This window comes from Aliiroseovarius crassostreae, assembly GCF_025137635.1.
In the GTDB taxonomy this organism is placed as follows: Bacteria; Pseudomonadota; Alphaproteobacteria; order Rhodobacterales; family Rhodobacteraceae; genus Aliiroseovarius; species Aliiroseovarius crassostreae.
This window is the reverse complement of record NZ_CP080773.1, coordinates 58786-77100: the sequence shown is the minus strand read 5'-3', so window position 1 is coordinate 77100 and position 18315 is coordinate 58786. Positions and strand designations below refer to the sequence as shown.

Here is an 18315-nt window from a genome sequence, read left to right as displayed (position 1 = left end):
GCTTTATCCAATCACGTTTGTGATGCCGAAAATCGGCAGGTAAACCACGATCACGATGACACCGATGACCGCCCCGACCAGCACCATCAGAACCGGCTCAATCAACGAGGTGACCACGTCAACACGGTCCCCCAGATCCTGTTCGTGCAAGCGCGCGATGTGGTGCAGCATCTGGGCCAGTGCCCCGGTGCGCTCACCTGCCCTGAGCAACCCTTCTCCGGCCCCTGTAAACAGGCCATTTTCGTGGCACAGATCAGAAAAACGCCGTCCCGTATTCAGGCCGGCTCCGATCTGCTGCAGCGCGGCCACCAGCACAGTGTTCGGCAAGGTGTTGGCCATCAGGTCAATGGCGGATTTCAAGGGCATTCCCGAATGCAGGAGCAGGGACAGGCCAGACGCCAGCTGCACCATATACCCTTCGCGCTGAAGGGGGCCGTAGAGTGGAAATGAAAGCGTGATCTGGTCAAGCCATCGTCGCCCTGATGTGGTTCGTCCGAGCAGGTTCATCCCGAGCCAGCTGAACCCGGTGCCCGCGATAATCGCTCCGCCCCAGAGCGGGGCTGTTTCAACTGCCCGGATCAGGAATTGCGTGGCCCAGGGGAGCTCCGCCCCGAACTCTGAATACAGGTCAACGAAATTGGGCAGGATCAGGGTGAACAGCACCACTAGAACCACGGCAAGCAGGCCCAGCAGGAACAACGGATAGGTCATGGCCTTTCGAAACTTGCGGCGCAGTTCAATCCGGGTGGAAAGATCCGTTTCATAGCGTTCCAGGGCCATATCCAGATCACCAGAGGACATGCCGATCTGCAGGGTGGTGGCCAGCGCGGGTTCAAACATATGTGGTCGTTCCCGCACCGCCTGGGCGAGGGGCTTGCCACGCCGCACCTCCTGATTGATATCGCGTAGCGCCTGCGTCAGCGGCGCGTTGTTTGGCCGGGTTTCAACCATGCTCAGAGCCTCGGTGACCGAAAGCCCGGCCCCAAGAATGGTTCGCAATTCCCGAAGCAGGGACAGGATCCCGTTTTCCCGTAGGCTTTTGCGCCGGATTCCAGAGGTCCGACGCCAAAATCGCCAGACGCGCTGTTCCCGGATACATGACACCAGCAGACCTTCTGTCAGCAGGGTCTGTCGTAGCCTGTCTTTGGATGGGGCCTGGCGGGTGGATACGACCTCTTTACCGGTTGCATCACGGGCGGTGACCTCAAAGCTCTTCATGCCTGACCTCCGACCATCTGCCACAGCCATGCGCCGAAGATCGCCACGGAAAGATAGGGACCAAAAGCCAGTGGTGCCCCCTGCTTTTCCAGACCAAACATCAGGCCAACAAGTGCCAAGGCGGAGGCCGTGGTCAGAACCAGTGGCATCGGAGACAGGCCAAGCCACAGGGCCGCCACGGCATATAGTTTTACATCCCCCATGCCAAGCGCCTCCCGGCGCAGCAGCCGCGCCGCGATGCTTGCAACCAAGATGCCTGCCGCCAGCAAGCCGAGGCTGGCAACCATACGGGGTGCAATCCCCGCGGTGTCATAGACCCAAGAGAAACATATGCCACCAACAAGCAGGGCAAGGATATGGGTGTTCGGGATGATCCTGCGGCGCAGGTCTGTCAGGGACAGGCTGATCAGAACGGCAAACAGAAATAATGAGAACCCAAACCAGATCACAACACAGCCACGCCCAAGCAACAAAAATCACACAATTCTTGGAATAATGGTAACGCTTCGCCTTTTGGCAATCAACGAGGGAATGTTGAAATGCGTGTAGGCAAGGTGCCGCTGGCGGTTGGGCGTCAGAGCATGTGATGTCCAGACCCGCCAGCGTCCCCTGTGGGAGATACGGGGTTTGTTCGCCAAAAGGTTCAGAAACTGCGCCGGGTGCGTTCCAATAGGGAGGCCGGGCATGTCGCGTCGATCCAGCTGCGGCAGGGCGGGCTGCCCCCGTGGTTTTGCCAGTTGGGCGTTTGTGAAGGATCCATGCGCAGCGGAGGGAACCCGCTTAACTCGTGACAATCTCGTGCGAGGTTGCAACGCGTGGTCATGGCCCAGTTCACATCTGCGTCACAGGTCAGGTCAATGTCGCTGTCGACGAAAACGATGGTCTTCGTGAAGGGCATAACCGTGATAATGTCCCGTGCAAGGCCTGCCTTGTTCACTTTTGCCTCGGGTTTGAGTGCCACGTAAAGCAACAGCATGCCCCCACCTGCCGACGAATAGTGCAGATCAGCAATGTCGTCTGTCAGCTGATCTGAAAGCGCCAGAGAGAGCGCCAAACTGCCCCCCAACCCCAGAATGGCGGACTGCTCGCGTCCGGGTCCCAGCGTGGCTTGAAACACTGCCCCGGGCCGCTGGCTGATTGCGCTCAGGCGGATCACCTGCAGATCTGCCCCGGCCTGGCCGTCATATCCAAGAAACTCGGGCATTGTGACCCCCTTGGGGCGGGGGGAAAGGGTTTCTGCACAGGTTTCCGGGGTCAGGACCCCATGCAGGACCACCTCTGCGGACGAGAGGAATGTTGCAGGCGCGCGGGCATCCCGCGACAGCAAAACCGGTGCCTGTGCCAGACCACCCGCAAGGGAAAGCTTGTCGAAGGCAACAGGCAAATGCGCGGTGGCCGTCGCCGATGCAATCGCAACGGCCGGGGGCACGCCAATATTGATCGAAATTGGCAAATCTCGCCCCGCATCCCACGCGGATTGCGCCATATGCCGCAAATGCCGGCTTGAGAGCATGGAAATGCCCAGATGCTTTTGATCCAACACCAGCATGCGATGTGCGGACAGGGCTGGTGGCTGATCGGGTTCTTCGGCCAATACGAACCCCATGGTCACATAGCGCCCCGCGTCACGTGGGCTGGACTTCGGAATTGGCAGCCCCGCCAGATCAACCTGTGGCCAAAACTGATGATCGTGACCTGACGGGACAGGCGCACGCGGTGTCAGATTGCGAGCGGCAGCGGGCATGGGGGCAGACCTCAATGCCGGGGTCCAGTTGCGCAACCGCGTCTCGGACCCATACAGACCTAGCAGCAGATCCGGTGTGTCCGGCTGGGCATAGAGCACAGCCGGTTCGTCTGTTGCGGCAGGGCGCGCGGGCAAGCCCGCATGATGACGTGCGAAATCGGCACATGCGGCATCCGGAGCAAGGCCCCTTTTGAAAAGAAAAGGCGCAGGTTGCGTTGATCTTACGGCCGGGGCGGCGGTCTGAAGCTCGGCCAGAGCTGCCTGCAGATCGCATGCAGACCAGTTTTTTTCCATGAGATCAGGCTGTTGCATCTTGCGCCCCCAACTGTGCCTGAACCCTGTCCCCGGTTCGGGCCTTTAGGAATTTTGCATAAAGCATCAACACGGCCGGCCCGACAAACAGCTCTGACATCAGTGCCAAAATGGCTCCGCTGGCCATCAGCAACCCAAAGCTCTGAATGTTGTTCATTGAGGACAGGGTGAAGACGGTGAAGCCTGCGGTGACCACCAAGGTTGTGGTGAAAAGGGCGCGTCCGATGTCGGACATGGTATTGGCAATGGCCTTTTCCATTTCTTCCCCAGCGGCAAAACGTTCGCGCACCCCGTGGAAGAAATGCAGCGTGTCGTCCACGATCAGTCCGGTGATGATCCCGCCAATCAAAACGGTGAAAGTATCAAGCGGAATGCCCAGATATCCCATCAACCCCAACAGCAACGCAAAGGGCACAACATTGGGAACCATGGACACCAATCCCAATCCGACCGATCTCAGCGCCAGTGCCATCATCGTGGTCACCAGAGCCAAGGCAAGACCGTAAGAGATCGTCATGCTGTCCAGCACTTTCTTTGACGTTTTTGCCAGCAGCGCAATCAGGCCGGTGCTTTCGACTTTGGCGGTGGCGCCAAGTGCTGCGTTGAACCGCGCTTCGATTGTGTTGATCACGTCCGTATAGGCCTTTGCTTCCAGCCAAGGGGTTTGAAAGGATACCCGGCCCGAGGAGTAATCAAGGGACACATAACGCTTCATGTCGTCGATCCCCTGCCCTTCAAGCAGCAGAAGCTGGTCCCAAATGGCCTCCTGCTCGGGAATGCGCAATTCCTGCGGGTCTCCATCGTGAATGGCCTGGTTGGTCTCTTCGACAAAAGAGATGATGCTGGTGTGTCGCCCAATGGGGATGTCCACGGCGTCGTAAGATCCGCGGGCGGTTGTTTCCACCGCTTTCAGCAAGGTTTCATCGCGGAAATCAAACCCTTCGGTCGGGGTGATGACCATTTCCAGGTTCACGGTTCCCTTGAAATTGGCGTCCATGAATTCTGTGGAACGGCGCGCATCATTGTCCTGTGGAAGCCACAAAAGCGAGTTGTGGGAATAGCTGAGCTGTGTCATCGCAACGCCTGCTATCATCAGCAGAACAGACGTTGCCCCCAATGTCAGACCGGGTGCGCGCGCAGCTGAAACCGCCAAGGATCGCATGCCAGAGGCAATCATGCCAGCCGTGTCGCGCTGTGCATTCAGGAACCGTTCCGGCAGGGTGCGGAACACCAATGTCGCCCAGACCATGGCCAGAATATATGACAGGCCAACGGACACCGCCCCAAAGACTCCAAGCGCAAAAATGGGGGCAAGTGGGGCGGCTGCAAGGCCCATCAAACCGCCCGCCGTCGTCAATGCCGTGAACAGGATCGGCGTGTTGGTGGCCGCCACAGCCTTGGCCAGCGCGGTTGGGCCATGGGGTTCCGTGCTGCGGGTTTTCAGCAAGGTTGCGATGAAATGGATGTAGGTGCAAAGCACGACGACCAATGTCATCGGGATCAACAGCTGCGTGGGCGGCGTCATGGCAATTCCGGATGCAGCCACGGTTGCAAGGGTGGACAGCAGCGCCGAGGCAAAGGATAAAAACGCCCCTAGCGCGATAAGAAAACTGCGGTGCAGGATCAGCATCGTGAGCACTGTCAGCACGACACATGCCAGGGTGAAGCGCGGCATGTCCTGTTCCATCATCTTCACAATCTCGGTGGACAGAACCGGGGCCCCTGCGATGTGGATGTCAAACCCCTCGCCCTCGTATCTGGCGGCAATCTCTTGTGCGACTGCGGTCATCTCGGCGTATTGCGGTGCCCCGAGCAGCGCGCGTTCGGAGAGGGGGGTGAACACGACGGGACAGGTTATCCCCTCGGACGGGTTGGGCACACAATCGGCCTTGGCCGGCGCATAGCGATAGGGCTCAATCACCACGGCGGCAGTGTGGCCATCTTCGGAAATGATGAAGTTCCGATAAAGCGGTGTGGTCAGGATCCGATCCCGCAGCTCCATCGGATCGCGGCCCCGCGCCAGCAGGTTGCGCACCAGTTCTTCCAGATACACACCGCCATTTTCATGTTCGATGAACGGAATATTATAGGGTGAGAAGACTTCTGAAACATACGGAACTTTCTCGGCCAGTTCGCGGTGCATCTGCGAGAATTTTGTCAGGAATTCCGTGCTGAACACGGCGTCCGAGGTTACCGCCACGACAACACGATTGTCCTGACCAAATTCGCGGCGCATCGCATAATATGTGGCAAGCGCCGGGTCGTCGTCATGCATGAAAGCTTCGACGCGACCGTCTTTTTGAATGTTGGGCAGGTTGCTTGAGATAAAGCCGAACAAGGCGGCAATCAGAACAATGACGGCTTTGATCCGGTATGTGTAAACCAGAGTCAGCAATCCCGTCATCACCCTTTGAAACAGGGAGATCAGCTGCATGGTGGGTATCCTATTTTGGGGCAGGATTGGTCAGGAAAGTGATGCGGGAACCAAGGGGTTCCCGCGTTGGTAACCTGTCAATGCTCAATGAGAGGCGATGGAGGTGCTGCGAAAATCTTTGAAACCGCTTTCCGCGCGCCCCAGATCGTCGAGCGAGAACCATTCCGCAGGAAGGCCAATATTGAAACGTTCGCCTTCCGTATGGAAGTTCGAGAAAGAAACCACCCTGCCCTCTTTGATGGTTGAGACGCGGTAATGTTCCGGGGCAAAAACACCATCCACCCAGCGCAGATTGAGAGTTTCCAGCACGCGTTGCTCATTTGGCGCATCAGCGTTGAAACTGGAATAAAGCGGCATGAAGGTTTCGGTATCGACCCAAAGCTCTCCATCGCGCAGCCCCAGGCGGATCACCTCGTCTTCGGTGCGTGGGTTCACATAGATCTTGTAGATCGGGTAATTGAGGTACACATCGGTGCCCAGCATTTTGCAGTCATAATCATCTGCCTGGCGGATCAGCATTTCCCCAACAGCCAGATCGGATCCATACAGCCGTTGGGACAGGTCTTCGGATTTCACTTCGATGTTCTTTTCAGCCGATGGAACATGCAGCCACACCCGGTCCGGCACGCCCTCTTCAAAGCTGTCGCGCACAAAGGATTGCACATTCGCCAGCTCCTCCGGGTCGAACACATGTGAGCGCAATTTGCGATTGATGCCGTCATTGCGGTGCGCCGCGGCGATCCGGCGGGTTTTGATCGCGCCGGTTTCATCGGTGATTTCCATATGCACGATGCGCCAGCTGTCATACCCGTTATAGCGGTTCTGAACGCCTTCCATCACATCACGACAGGTTGTCAGCACGGGTGAGGTCGGGGTGGCGGGAGCCAGAAGAACGTCACCCTCCGCGTTGGCTGTGGAAGCTCCAAAAATGGGGAGAAGTGCTGCGGTCAGAGCCATGGCGGGTAAATTGATCTTGGTGAACATGATGTTTCCTTTGTCACAATTATGTCGGTCAGATTTCAAAAATGAACCTTGCGTTAAGTTCGCAGGCAGACTGGCGCGAAAAGGATCAGGAACAAAAAGATGATTGGTTCTTAAATCCAACGAAAAGAAACGGAATATTTTCCTCTGTGATGAAAAATTTCCGAAAATTCTATGGATCTGCCCCTCGATCCGCATGGCACCATTGTCAACGGATTTCGTTTCAATGGCTTAGGGCGTCTTTCCCAAGTCAACCGGGGCTGAATTATTTTGCGACCAGAGAAATAATTCTTCAGATCATTCAACACTGCGTCACGCAGAAAATCCGTAACCTTCCCCCATGCGCTCGCATTCATTTACGCATCAGGAGAAGAATTATGGATGTAAAGATCTGCGGTATTACAGAGCAGAGTGAGCTGGAAATCCTGCACCAGGAAGGGGTCCGCTATGCCGGGTTCTGGACAGGGATCAATGGGCATCCACGCAATCTGCACGATGCCCGCTTTGTGGAGCTGACAGGAAAATGCCGCGATGTGACCCCTGTTGCGGTTTGTGTGAAACGGCCGGTGCGCACTCTGTGGTCCATGTTGCAGCATACGGACGTGCGCCATGTTCAGCTGCACGGGTTCAACGCGCCAGGAGATGTGGCCTTTCTGAAGGCACAGGGCTGCACCGTCATCAAGACCCTGCATGTGACCGACAACGGCGATTGTCCGGGGGAACGGCTGATTGACGGGTATGCCAAAAGCGGGTGCGACGTCTTTCTGATCGATCGATTTGGTGGGCGACAGGCGGTTGGGTCCAGTGGGATCAGGCTGGAGCAGCCCATCGTGCAGCGTTGGCAGCATCATCTGCAAGGTCATCGGATCTGGCTGGCCGGAGGGTTGACCGCAGACAGTATCAGCACGCTGGCAGATCAACCCGGTATTGAGACGGTCGATGTTGATACCGCCGCCCGTCTTGATGGTGGTGCCATTCACCGCAAGGCCGCGCGGATGCTGGTTCTGGCCTCTGCGCCCTCAAGTCAAATTCAGGCTGCGTAATGGGCTATAAATCTGCCCCCCCCTCCCCCGCTTTCGTGCCCTTCACCGCTGGCCACCCGCGCCTGTGCCCGCTGATCATGGCGGGGGACCCGGATCTGGATACAACCCGTGCGCTGTTGACCCGCTGCGTTGATCTGGGGGTGCGTATGGTGGAGCTTTGCGTGCCGTTTCGCAATGCTTTCACCGATGGTGACACCCTGCGACGGGCCCATAAACGGGCCCTGAAAAATGAAGTTTCACCGAGTGAGACGGTCTTTGCCGTGCTCGACATGGTGCGTGCGTTTCACAAACAAATAGACATCGTGCTTCTTGTGGACAGCAGCCACACCCTGCGCCCGGTTGGTATGGACCTGCTGCTGGGCCGCGCCAAAGAGGCAGGCGTGTCTGCGGTTCTGCCCCATGGATTGCCTCCGCGGCTGGTAGATCCGTTCAACACAGCGGCCCGGCGGGTTGGTATGCCGGTGGTCGGCACGATCTATGCAAATGCAACGCCCGAGGTCCGGCAGAAGGTGCTGCATCAGACCTCGGCCTTTCTTTATCTGGTGTCGACCTATGGCCGCTCCGGGGGCGCGGTTGACCCCTGCGATTTGACCCCTCGGATTGAGATGTTGCGGACCCAGACGGATGTGCCAATTGCACTGGGGTTTGGCCTGCGCAGTCCGCAGGACGTGGCCCGCGCCTTTGTCGCGGGTTGCGACATTGCCATCGTCGGCAGCGCCATCTCTGCCGAGGTCGACGCAGCACTTGACGCGGGTGAAAGCGTCGTGGACCGCGCAGGATCATTTATTGCCGCCCTTCAGGCCGCCGTGCAGCCCACAAGACAGGAGAGCACAGCATGACGGTTCTTGACCGACGCATGAACCGCCGCAACATTGTCCTGGATTATGGTCAGGGAGATGTGGAGCAGAACCGCGCGCAGTTGATCGTCGACCAGACACATCCGTTCTTTTTTGACCACCCGCTGGATCATGTGCCGGGACTTTTGCTGCTGGAAGGGGCGGTTCAGGCAGCCCAGAACAGCGCCACATTCCCGTGTTTTGTTGCAGCCATTCGGGCACAGTTCGTCAAATATGCGTATTTTGAGCGGCCCATTCATGTCACCTGGAAAAGTCCTGATGAAGACAAGGGCCAGCAGAGTTGCCATGTCGAGATCTTGCAGGACCATACGCTATGTGCCCGGATCACCGTTGATCTGCGCCCGGAAACCGGTCTGGTCCGGGCGGGGCGATTGTCCGGGCGGCCAGCGGCCTCCGGGTTGGAAAACGGGGGTATATGCAAGGCCTCTGTCGGGCGTGATGCGGCCTGTGATGGCGGGACGCTGAACAAATTGCACGCCGAAAACGTGCTGATCACCACGCCCCATCTGGGGACAGAGCATGTCACGGCACAGCTGTTGCCCATGGCCGATACCTGTCTGTTCGGGGATGGGTTTGACGTGGTGCACCCGCTCTACCTGCTTGAAGCGTTCATGCAGGTGCAGCGCTATCTGAATGCAACGCAAGATGGGGATAAACGCATTCGCGATATTCTGACCGGGGTCAGCATTGATCTAAGTCGCCCCCTTGCGTCACTCACAAATGTAACTCTGCACGGCACCCGCGTTTTCCAGAGCGACAATCGCGGTCGCCTGTGGCGCGGCGCGACATTGCAGGCAGATGGGCAGGCCTTTGCCCAGTGCAGCATCGAAACCGCCCGGCTGACACGCGCGCGCAAATCCCGAACCAGCAAAAGAGACTGATCATGAAACCTGTACATATTATTGGCGCCGGTATTTCGGGCCTTGGCGCGGCGCATTTTCTGGCCCGCAAGGGGATTCCCAGCATTTTGCACGAAGCGGGCGATTATGTCGGGGGGCGTGCCGCCTGCCTGCAACAGGGGGCATATGCTTTCGAAATCGGGGGCAAGAATTTCTCCAGCGCCTGGCCACGTTTCAACACCCTCCTGCGTGAGTTCGGAATGAATGAGTTTGAAGATCAGCACCCTGGTTTTCACATTGTTCTGCGGGACCAGCTGATCGCGCTGGAGAAGTCCAAAACCCTGGCGGGGGATTTGCGTCTGGCGACGGCCCTGGGTCCACGCGGTGCGCTGCAATTTCGCAACTTTCTGTCCTTTGCCCGCAAGAATGCCGATCGCCTGAACTATAGCTCCGGCCTGATCGAAGAGGTGGAGCGACGCTGGGACCACGCCACGATCGACAGACATTTCAGCAAAGCCCTGAATGATGGGCCCCTGCGACTGTTCTCAATCATCATGGGGGCCGCGGAACCGAGCGAGCTTTATCCCTCGTTGATGATGTTGTTTGCCTCAGGGTTCGGCAAGGGCTCTCATCATGCAATCAAGGGGGGCATTGGTCAGTTTCACGACAAGCTGGCCGCCGGGAAAGATATTCGACTTGGCAGCCATGTTACGGGGATCAAGCTGGAAAACGGGGCGGTGTGCGGGTTGGAAATGGCAGGTGGGGACGTTCTCTCGACCGACAGGGTCATCTCAGCGGTGCCGGCACATGTTTTGCGGCGGTTGGTTGATCTGCCTGCCTATGGCCGTGTCGCCTTCGATGCGTTGCGTTACTACCCCCTTGCCATGGTGAATGTTGTCTACGATGCCCCGGTGTTCCGCAACGGGGTGCATTCCATCATGTTTGAGCCCGGCGCACCGCTTGGGCATTGCTCGGCCAACCGGCTTGATACCCCGAACCACGTGAGATTCACCCTGTCGGGACGTGCGGCGCGGGATATTCTGGATCGCTCGGATGATGAGCTGGTGACCATCGCAGAGGAGACATTTTCCAAGCGATTGCCCATCACCGCTCAGCGCGTGCAGGTGCATGTCGCGCGTCATCCGGGCGGGATTTGTGGCTATGCGCCCTATTTCAGCCGTGTGAAACGCGACATCCTGCGGGCGGTCGACAATGTGCAGGGGTTGGAGATTGCCGGAGATTATCTGGAAGGCCACACGATGGAAGGTTGTCTGACCTCGGCTGATTTGGCGGTTGAGCGTCTGTTGCAACAGCAGCCCCTGTCCCGGGTGGCTGCATAATGCGGATCCCGGTGTGGTCCTTTGCCCGGAACATCACGCCCGCGCCGGTGATCTGGGCTGCCAGTGCATGTTCGGTATTGAGCGGCGCAGCGATTGCACCGGCCCTTCCGGAAATCGAAAGGGCTCTCCTTCCTGTGGGGGCGGGCATTGGCGTGTGGGGGCGGTTGGCACTTGTTCTGCCTGCGCTGGTCATCATGCTGATTGGCCCCTGGATTGGACATTGGTGTGCAAGGGTGCGTCCCGGACGCGGATTTGTGCTGTCACTGGTGGCGCTGGCCGTCAGCGGTGTTGCGGGCGCGTTCAGTTCGGGCATGGCGGATCTTCTGATTTCCCGTGCGCTGCTGGGGGGCGCGACGGCTGCAGTCTTGTGTTTTGCAACAGCTGCCATCGCGGGCCTTTATGCCGGACCTGAGCGCGCAAGGATCATCGCCGGGCAGTCGGCCATCAATACATTTGGGGGCGTTGTGTTTGCACTTTTGGGCGGGGCGCTGGCGATCTGGGGCTGGGAGATGCCCTTTTTGCTCTATCTTCTGGCTGTGCCAATTGCCTATTTCGCAGCCTATCAGAATTGGGGGGAGGCGCCGGGGGTGGCAAAGGTTGCGCGGGATCGACCGGCTGTCATCTGGCCTCCCCTGCTGGCGCTTGCCGGGCTGATGATGGGGTTCTACCTGATCCCGACGCAAGTCCCCTTTGTGCCCCTTCTGGCGGCGGCCCCGGCCCAGACAGGTCTGGTGATTGCGACCGGCACGCTTTGCAGCGGGGTTGCCTCGCTTCTGCTGGCCAGGAGGCCAATGGCGCAGCACCCTGTTCTGATCAACCTGGCGGCAGGAGCGATGGTGCTTGGCCTGTTCGGACTTGCGCTGGCCCATGGTCTGGCCCTGCTTTTATGCGGTGCGGCGCTGGTGGGAGCAGGGTTTGGCATTCTTCTGCCCGTGAGTGTTCGTCAGATTATGGAAACGGCTGCACAAGGCGGCGCGCATGTCCTTTCCGGCCGGATCGCGTCCGCCCTTTACGCAGGACAGGTGGGCGCCTCGGTGCTGGCGGTGAGTGCCGGACCACTCCACCCCTCTGCGCCGTTTTGGATCATGGGTCTGGCGCTGGGGGGAGTGTATGTGTTTTGGCATGGTCGTGAAGGGACATGGAGACGCATTCCTCACCCTGATGGCCCCTCTTATCAGGGCACAGCCATGTCGGAACTCGATCGCTGAAGGAAAGACAGAATGAGTATTGAATTTTTGGTGACGGCTTTTGTGGTCTGCCTCGCTCCGGGCACAGGGGTGGTTTTTACCCTGGCCTGCGCCATCTCTCACGGCAGACAAGCCGCCTTTGCAGCGGCGCTGGGGGGAACTTTGGGGACGTTACCGCATCTCGCCGCAGGTATTCTGGGACTTGCGGCAATCCTGCAAAGCAGCCCGCTCCTTTACATGACATTGCAATATGCCGGACTGTGCTATCTGCTCTACCTGGCGTGGCAGACGTTGCGCGACCGTAGCACGTTTGAGGTCGGGACAGACATGAGCACCTCGCTCGTGCAAATAGTCAAACGAGGTGTCGTGATGAACATCCTCAACCCCAAGCTATCAATGTTTTTCTTCGCCTTTCTGCCGCAATTTGTCGACGCGAATGCACCTAGGGCAACGCAGGAGATGCTTTTGCTGGGGGGAATGTTCACCGGCATCACGTTTGTCGTGTTCATCGGATATGGGATGGCGGCTGTTTTTGTGCGCAGCCGCCTTTTGAACCAACCGCGTGTCATGGCCACAATGCGCTATGTATTTGCGCTTTGCTTTGTTGGCCTTGGAGCGCGGCTGGTGTTGCTGAGCTGATCCGGGCCGGTTCCGGGATCAGTCGGTGCCGGGGTCGCCCCAACGGGGGGCAAGATCCAGATGCAGCCCCATCAGATCCAGCCAACGCTGAACCTGATGATCAATCTGCGCCTCGATGTCATGACCTTTCGTGTAAAAGGCAGGCATGGGCGGGGCAATAATTCCGCCCATTTCCGTGACCATTGTCATATTGCGCAAATGGGCCAGGGTGAACGGAGTTTCGCGCACGCCCAGCACCAGACGCCGCCGTTCCTTCAGTGTAACATCCGCGGCACGAGACAAGAGGCTGCTGCCAATCCCGTTGGCAATTTCAGCAAGGGTTTTCACGCTGCATGGTATGATGAACATGCCCTGCGCCCGAAACGATCCGGAAGCGATCGCCGCCCCGATATCGCCGTTGGAATAGACATGATCCGCCAGCGCGCGGGCCTGTTCCAAGCCGTTTTCCGTTTCCACCGATAAGGTCTGCGCAGCGGCTTTGCTGGCAACAAGATGTGTTTCAATGGAAAACCCCTGCAAAACTTCAAGCATTCGCAGTGCAAACGGCATGCCTGAAGCGCCGGACAGGCCGACAATCAGCCGGGTTGGCGTGCTCCCCCCCAACGGGAGACCGGCAAAATCTCCGCCCGTCTGCGATTTGATTGACGTTTGGGAAGGATGCACGTGCAAGTTGGCTTGCTTCATGGCAGACTACCTTATAAATTGAAACCCGTTGACCTAGCTGTTTGTTACCAAAACGGTGTAAAAAGGAACGGACCTTCGTAACTGGGTAACTGGCCCGCCATTGACAGATCTTATTCCGAATGGTGGCCAGAGGCATATGTAGAAATGTGTTATTTTAAAGCAGAGTGTGAAAATGAAAGTCCTTCTGATTGATGATGATGTGGACCTGGCAGAAGTCACCCGTGACGTTCTGAAAAATTACAGCCTGGAGCTGGATGCGGTTCACACCCCAAGCGACGGATTCGCCGCGCTGGAGTCCAAGGAATACGACATTGTTTTGCTGGACATCATGCTGCCTGAGATAAATGGCCTGCAGATGTGCAGTAAAATCCGTCACAGCAACGCGCCTTACAAGGATGTGTCGATCATCATTCTGACCGCGCGCACCGAATTGACCGATATGGTGGTGGGGCTGGAAACCGGCGCTGATGACTATATCAAGAAGCCCTTTGAGCCGCGCGAACTGGTTGCACGGATCAATGCCATCTTGCGCCGGACCAATGCCGTTGATGCAGCCACGGTTCCCGGCCCTGCCCCGCGGGCAGATGCCCCTTCCGGGTCTGGCTTGCCTCAGACTGGCCGCGGTGGTTTTGAAATCACCCTGGAAGGGGACAAGCTGCAGATCGATACGCTGCGCGCGCAGGTTCTGGTCAATGGGCGCAAGCTCGAGACGACCTCGATGGAGTTCGAATTGATTGCGGCGCTGGCCCAGCGACCGGGCGAGATCTTGCACCGCGATGATCTTTTGGGGGAAGTGCATGGCACCAAGGTCATTTATACCCGCAGCATTGATGCGCTGATCTACCGTCTGCGCACCAAGATCCGCGAAGCCGGCGCCGAGGTTGATTTCATCCGCACCGTGCGCGGGCGGGGATATTCCCTTGTCGGACATGTCTTGTCAGCAGGTTGAGGCAGGCGTCAGGGTATTTCTCCATCTTTTGTCACGAAAGATCACAGAACGGATCTCGAATAGCGCTGTGAATTGATTTTTGCAGATATGTGGAGGGCCATTCCCAACACATATGGCCATGGCTAAGCTGTTGGTGTTTTCGGTTCAAAAGCAGCTTACGCCATGCCTCGCGCTCAGATTATACTTTGTCTTGCTCCCATTGTCCTTTTCGGTGCGATCGGAGGGTTCTTCTATGCCTATTCGGTATCGGTCATGATTGGGTTGGATGCCCTGCCCGAGCTTCAGGCCATCCATGCCATGCAGTTGCTCAATCAGGGAACACGCAACGCGGTTTTTCTGGTGACATTCCTGTTTACGCCGATCATCACATTTTGCTGTGCCATCGCACTCTTCTTCACCCGGCGCCGGTGGTCTGCACTTTTGTTGCTGGCCGCTGTAATCGTCTATTTTTTCGGCTCATTCCTTCCGACAGTTGGCATCAATGTTCCCCTCAACCATGCGCTTGAGGCATTGGTGCCCAGCGAAATCCCACTGGAGGACGCTCCGGGTATCTGGGAACAATACCGGGCAAGCTGGACCTTCTGGAACACCGTCAGGGCGACCATGGCTCTGCTGGCTTTGCTGTTGTCCGGTCTTGCCATGTATTTCCTGCCAAGACCCCGGACACCTTCACCCGAACAGCGTTGACATCAATAAAGCGGTTCCCGGTGGTGTGGCGACAGCGCGGGCCAGACCTCCTGCCTTCCTGAGAATTTCTGCGTGAGCCCCCCGCCGATCGTGGTGCCTCAGTTGCGCCCAGAATGTGATCTTGCCAACCGCGCCCGTTTTTGGAACGACCGAGGGGGATTTTCCCTACATGGCGAAATATGGCGTCTGTATGATCCTACATGAAGCGCCTGTCACAAGCCGACATATTCATAATTATATCATTCGGATTGCGCGTTTTATTTGCATTCTTTGTCGTTTGAAATCCGACGGTTGGTCTTTCACCCTAAAGCAAGATCGAAATTCAACCCAAAGGATTGCAAACATGAATACGGTTCATTCTTCAATCGCATTTGGCAGCAGCCCGGTGCCGGGCCAGCAGGCCCTGCGGGCATCTGCACAATCTGTTGTTCGCTTCAACAATATCTCGCGTATCTTCCGCATGGACAGCGTTGAGGTTCCGGCTTTGCGTGATGTCAGCGGTGAAATCGAACGCGCCACAACAACCTTCCTGACCGGCCCTTCTGGCAGCGGGAAATCCACGCTGCTGAACATTCTCGGCCTTCTGGATGCACCCAGCAGCGGAACGCTGGAAATTCTCGGGCAGGACGTGAGCACATTGTCAGACCAAGCCGCAGCGGATTTTCGCGCCAAGCATATCGGTTTTGTCTTTCAGAGCTTCAATCTGATCCCGGTGCTCAGCCTGCGTGAAAATGTTGAATTCCCCCTTATGAATCGCCGGATGCCAGCCAGCGCACGTAAAGCCAAGGCGATGGAATATCTGGATGCCGTGGGCCTGGGGGATCTGGTGGAACGTCGTCCCGGCGAAATCTCCGGGGGGCAGCGCCAGCGTGTGGCCATTGCCCGTGCGCTGGTCACCGAACCCACATTGGTCATCGCAGATGAACCGACGGCCAACCTCGACAGCAAGACCTCGCGTGACATCGTTGCCCTGCTGGAACGCGTGCAGCGTGACCATGCCACCAGCGTGCTGATCTGCACCCATGATACCGAGCTGATCGCCCCGGATGCGCAGGTGATCCACCTTGTCGACGGCATGACCGTCCCTCAACCCGGACAGGAGTAACATCAGATGATCTGGAAAATTGCCCTCCGCAACGTCATCAAAAATGCCCGGCGCTCCCTGACGACCGCACTTGCCATCGGTGTTGGCGGCATGGCGGCACTGCTGTTTGGTGGGTTTGTCACGTCGATCTGGTTCGGGGTGCAGACCTCGATGATCCAGGAACAGGGAAACCTGCAGATTTATCGCAATGGATTTCTGGAGTTCGGTGCGGCCAATCCCGACCTATATACGATCGAGAACTGGGATCAGGTGGCGGCCCGCCTCGCCTCGGATCCGGTTCTGGCGGAACAGCTGATCATGATCACCCCCCGCATCGACCTTGCGGGGGTTGCCGGGAATGCCGCCACCGGAAACTCCAAAACCTTCATTGGCACCGGCATTCTGCCTGATCAGGTTGATACGATGCGGAAATGGGATGGATGGAATATCGGCCAGATTGCCCCGAGCACAGGGCTGAATTCCAGCGACCGGGGGTCGGTGATCCTGGGCCTTGGCATGGCGCGCATGATGGGGTTGTGCGGCGCATTGAATGTGCCGAACTGTCAGGACGCGCCCGTGTCTGAAGAGGAGCTTGCCAGCGTCGAGCAGGATTTTTCTGATCTTGTTGCCGCCGAAGGGGAGCTCAGCAGTCAGAATGCGCAAACCGAAGCGCCTCAGTTGAACGTGATGGCCGCCACCTCTGCCGGGGTGCCGAACATCGCCCGCGTCAGCGTATCAGATGCCCGCGCGCAATCCATCCGTGCCATCGACAATGCATTTGTAATGATGCATTTCGAACAGGCCCGCGCGCTTCTGTATGGCGACAGCCAGGAAGCCACCACGCTGATGCTACAGCTGGCGGACCCCAATCAGGCTGAGCTTGTAAAGGCCCGTGTGGCGCAGGTGATCAAGAACAACGGGTATGATCTGTCGGTCTACCATTTCACTGAGGTGGATCCGACTTTCGACCGTATCTTTGGCATGTTTACCTTCATGTTCATCGTCGTGTCCTTTGTGCTCGCCATTGTGATCGTCTTTACCATCGTCAACACTGTTTCGATGACCGTGGTGGAGCGGGTGAAAGAAATCGGCACGATCCGTGCGCTTGGCTTCCGCAAGGGATTTGTCCGTGCGCTGTTCCTGGCCGAAAGCACCCTGATTGGCCTGATTGGGGCGGTGATTGCGGTGGTGGCGGCGGTGCTCCTGTCCAATCTCATCAATGCCGCGGGCCTTCAATGGACCCCGCCGTCCAATGCAACGCCCCTGACAGTGCAGCTGATGGTGCTTGAAAACCCGGTCTTTGCGATCGGAGTGGCCCTGGCATTGGTGATCATCGCGGTGCTGGCGGCTGTTTTCCCGACCTACAAGGCGGCCCGCCTGAACATCGTGGAAAGCCTGCAACGCGCCTGATCCTTGGGGCGCTTCACGCGCCCCGAGCATCCCTGTTCTCACCTTTCAATAAAAGGATAATCGTCATGACCCTTGATCGTCGCACCTTTGGCCAGTTGATGCTGGGCAGCCTTGCCACGGCCGGCCTGAGCGGAGTGCCCTTATCTGCCCTGGCTGCCGGGGATGCCACTGCAATCTTGAAAAAAGCGGATGCAATCCGCAATCCGCAAACCTCGTTTGTGGTGGATGTCAATCTTGTGAATTATGAACGGGGTCGCGCCAAGGAAAAGACCAAGGTCACCACCTATTCCCGTCCCACGGGCGCGCAGTTTCAAACACTTGTTCACATCGACAGCCCCGCAGCTGACCGGGGTAAAATCCTGCTGCGCAATGGCAACATCCTTTGGCTTTATGACCCCGCTTCGAAAGCCTCGGTGAGGATTTCGCCGCGCCAGCGCCTCTTGGGGAATGCCTCAAACGGCGATGTTGTCAGCTCGAACCTCGTGGGTGATTATTCCGTGCGTCTGGCCGGCCAAGAGACGGTTGTGGATGGCGACCGCAAAGAGCGCAGTTGCACCAAGCTCATGCTGACACAATCCGCAAGCTCTGCCCCATATAGTGCGGTGGAATTCTGGGTGGATGCATCGTCAAACCAGCCGGTCAAGGGCAAGTATTTCACCAAAAGCGGCAAGCTGATCAAAGTCGCATGGTATCGCAAATTCAAATCTCAGATGGGCACCAAGCGGCCCACGGAAATCGTGATTGCGGATGGGTTTGATCCCAACAAGGTCACGGTGATGACCATGAGCAAATATCGTGCGCAGGATATTCCGTCCAGCTGGTTCAACAAGGAGTGGCTGCCGAATTTCCGGGCGTAACACATCGGGGCCTGTCCCGTAGCGGGGCATGGCCCATTCTTTCTATCTCA

17 protein-coding genes are annotated in these 18315 nt (G+C 57.7%); 11 read left to right on the top strand and 6 right to left on the bottom strand.

What is annotated here, in order from left to right; all coding sequences use genetic code 11:
- Nucleotides 1-3: 3 nt before the first annotated feature.
- The 5 genes from K3J57_RS15440 to K3J57_RS15420 all read right to left on the bottom strand — a co-directional run bounded on the left by K3J57_RS15440 (nt 4) and on the right by K3J57_RS15420 (nt 6692).
- Nucleotides 4-1218: a type II secretion system F family protein gene (locus K3J57_RS15440; RefSeq protein WP_259797971.1), complete on the bottom strand. Its 1215-nt coding sequence runs from the start codon at nt 1216-1218 to the stop codon at nt 4-6.
- Complete coding sequence (locus tag K3J57_RS15435; protein WP_259797970.1) at nt 1215-1691, bottom strand: prepilin peptidase; 477 nt, start codon at nt 1689-1691, stop codon at nt 1215-1217. The genes K3J57_RS15440 and K3J57_RS15435 overlap by 4 nt, the downstream gene beginning before the upstream one ends.
- A 170-nt stretch (nt 1692-1861) precedes the next feature.
- Nucleotides 1862-3097, bottom strand: a complete 1236-nt coding sequence (locus tag K3J57_RS15430) for a UbiD family decarboxylase (protein ID WP_259797967.1) — start codon at nt 3095-3097, stop codon at nt 1862-1864.
- Nucleotides 3098-3260: 163 nt separating this feature from the next.
- Nucleotides 3261-5708 (bottom strand): efflux RND transporter permease subunit, encoded by a 2448-nt coding sequence (locus K3J57_RS15425; protein WP_259797965.1) that lies wholly within the window; start codon nt 5706-5708, stop codon nt 3261-3263.
- A gap of 84 nt (nt 5709-5792) precedes the next feature.
- Entirely contained in the window at nt 5793-6692 is a 900-nt protein-coding gene (locus K3J57_RS15420; RefSeq protein WP_259797964.1) for an outer membrane lipoprotein-sorting protein, read from the bottom strand.
- A gap of 374 nt (nt 6693-7066) precedes the next feature.
- Between K3J57_RS15420 and trpF the strand changes: the two genes are divergently transcribed.
- Genes trpF through K3J57_RS15390 form a run of 6 tightly spaced genes read left to right on the top strand, consistent with a single transcriptional unit; the run spans nt 7067 to nt 12594 of the window.
- Nucleotides 7067-7732 carry a phosphoribosylanthranilate isomerase gene (trpF, locus tag K3J57_RS15415; protein WP_259797963.1) on the top strand — a complete coding sequence of 222 codons (666 nt, stop codon included), beginning with the start codon at nt 7067-7069 and terminating at the stop codon, nt 7730-7732.
- Nucleotides 7732-8571, top strand: a complete 840-nt coding sequence (trpA, locus tag K3J57_RS15410; RefSeq protein ID WP_259797962.1) for a tryptophan synthase subunit alpha — start codon at nt 7732-7734, stop codon at nt 8569-8571. Before trpF ends, trpA begins: the two co-directional genes overlap by 1 nt.
- On the top strand, nt 8568-9470 hold the full coding sequence (locus K3J57_RS15405; protein ID WP_259797961.1) for an AfsA-related hotdog domain-containing protein: 903 nt from the start codon (nt 8568-8570) through the stop codon (nt 9468-9470). The genes trpA and K3J57_RS15405 overlap by 4 nt, the downstream gene beginning before the upstream one ends.
- A gap of 2 nt (nt 9471-9472) precedes the next feature.
- Nucleotides 9473-10768, top strand: a complete 1296-nt coding sequence (locus K3J57_RS15400) for a protoporphyrinogen/coproporphyrinogen oxidase (protein ID WP_259795205.1) — start codon at nt 9473-9475, stop codon at nt 10766-10768.
- Entirely contained in the window at nt 10768-11976 is a 1209-nt protein-coding gene (locus K3J57_RS15395; RefSeq protein ID WP_259797959.1) for an MFS transporter, read from the top strand. Before K3J57_RS15400 ends, K3J57_RS15395 begins: the two co-directional genes overlap by 1 nt.
- A 12-nt stretch (nt 11977-11988) precedes the next feature.
- A complete protein-coding gene (locus K3J57_RS15390; protein WP_259797957.1) occupies nt 11989-12594 on the top strand; it encodes a LysE family translocator in 606 nt (201 codons plus the stop codon).
- An 18-nt stretch (nt 12595-12612) separates the two neighbouring features.
- Here K3J57_RS15390 and K3J57_RS15385 read toward each other — a convergent pair whose 3' ends face one another.
- Nucleotides 12613-13278: a UbiX family flavin prenyltransferase gene (locus K3J57_RS15385; protein WP_259797955.1), complete on the bottom strand. Its 666-nt coding sequence runs from the start codon at nt 13276-13278 to the stop codon at nt 12613-12615.
- Nucleotides 13279-13450: 172 nt separating this feature from the next.
- On the opposite strand from K3J57_RS15385, the gene K3J57_RS15380 reads away from it, so the two are divergent.
- The 5 genes from K3J57_RS15380 to K3J57_RS15360 all read left to right on the top strand — a co-directional run bounded on the left by K3J57_RS15380 (nt 13451) and on the right by K3J57_RS15360 (nt 18265).
- Nucleotides 13451-14227, top strand: coding sequence for a response regulator transcription factor (locus tag K3J57_RS15380; protein WP_259797996.1), 777 nt, complete (start codon nt 13451-13453; stop codon nt 14225-14227).
- A 252-nt stretch (nt 14228-14479) separates the two neighbouring features.
- Nucleotides 14480-14914 carry an anthrone oxygenase family protein gene (locus K3J57_RS15375; protein WP_259797954.1) on the top strand — a complete coding sequence of 145 codons (435 nt, stop codon included), beginning with the start codon at nt 14480-14482 and terminating at the stop codon, nt 14912-14914.
- A gap of 460 nt (nt 14915-15374) precedes the next feature.
- On the top strand, nt 15375-16019 hold the full coding sequence (locus K3J57_RS15370; RefSeq protein ID WP_375542851.1) for an ABC transporter ATP-binding protein: 645 nt from the start codon (nt 15375-15377) through the stop codon (nt 16017-16019).
- Between the two features lie 6 nt (nt 16020-16025).
- Complete coding sequence (locus K3J57_RS15365) at nt 16026-17408, top strand: ABC transporter permease (protein ID WP_259795197.1); 1383 nt, start codon at nt 16026-16028, stop codon at nt 17406-17408.
- A 65-nt stretch (nt 17409-17473) separates the two neighbouring features.
- Nucleotides 17474-18265: an outer membrane lipoprotein-sorting protein gene (locus tag K3J57_RS15360; RefSeq protein WP_259787272.1), complete on the top strand. Its 792-nt coding sequence runs from the start codon at nt 17474-17476 to the stop codon at nt 18263-18265.
- The last annotated feature ends 50 nt before the right edge of the window (nt 18266-18315 follow it).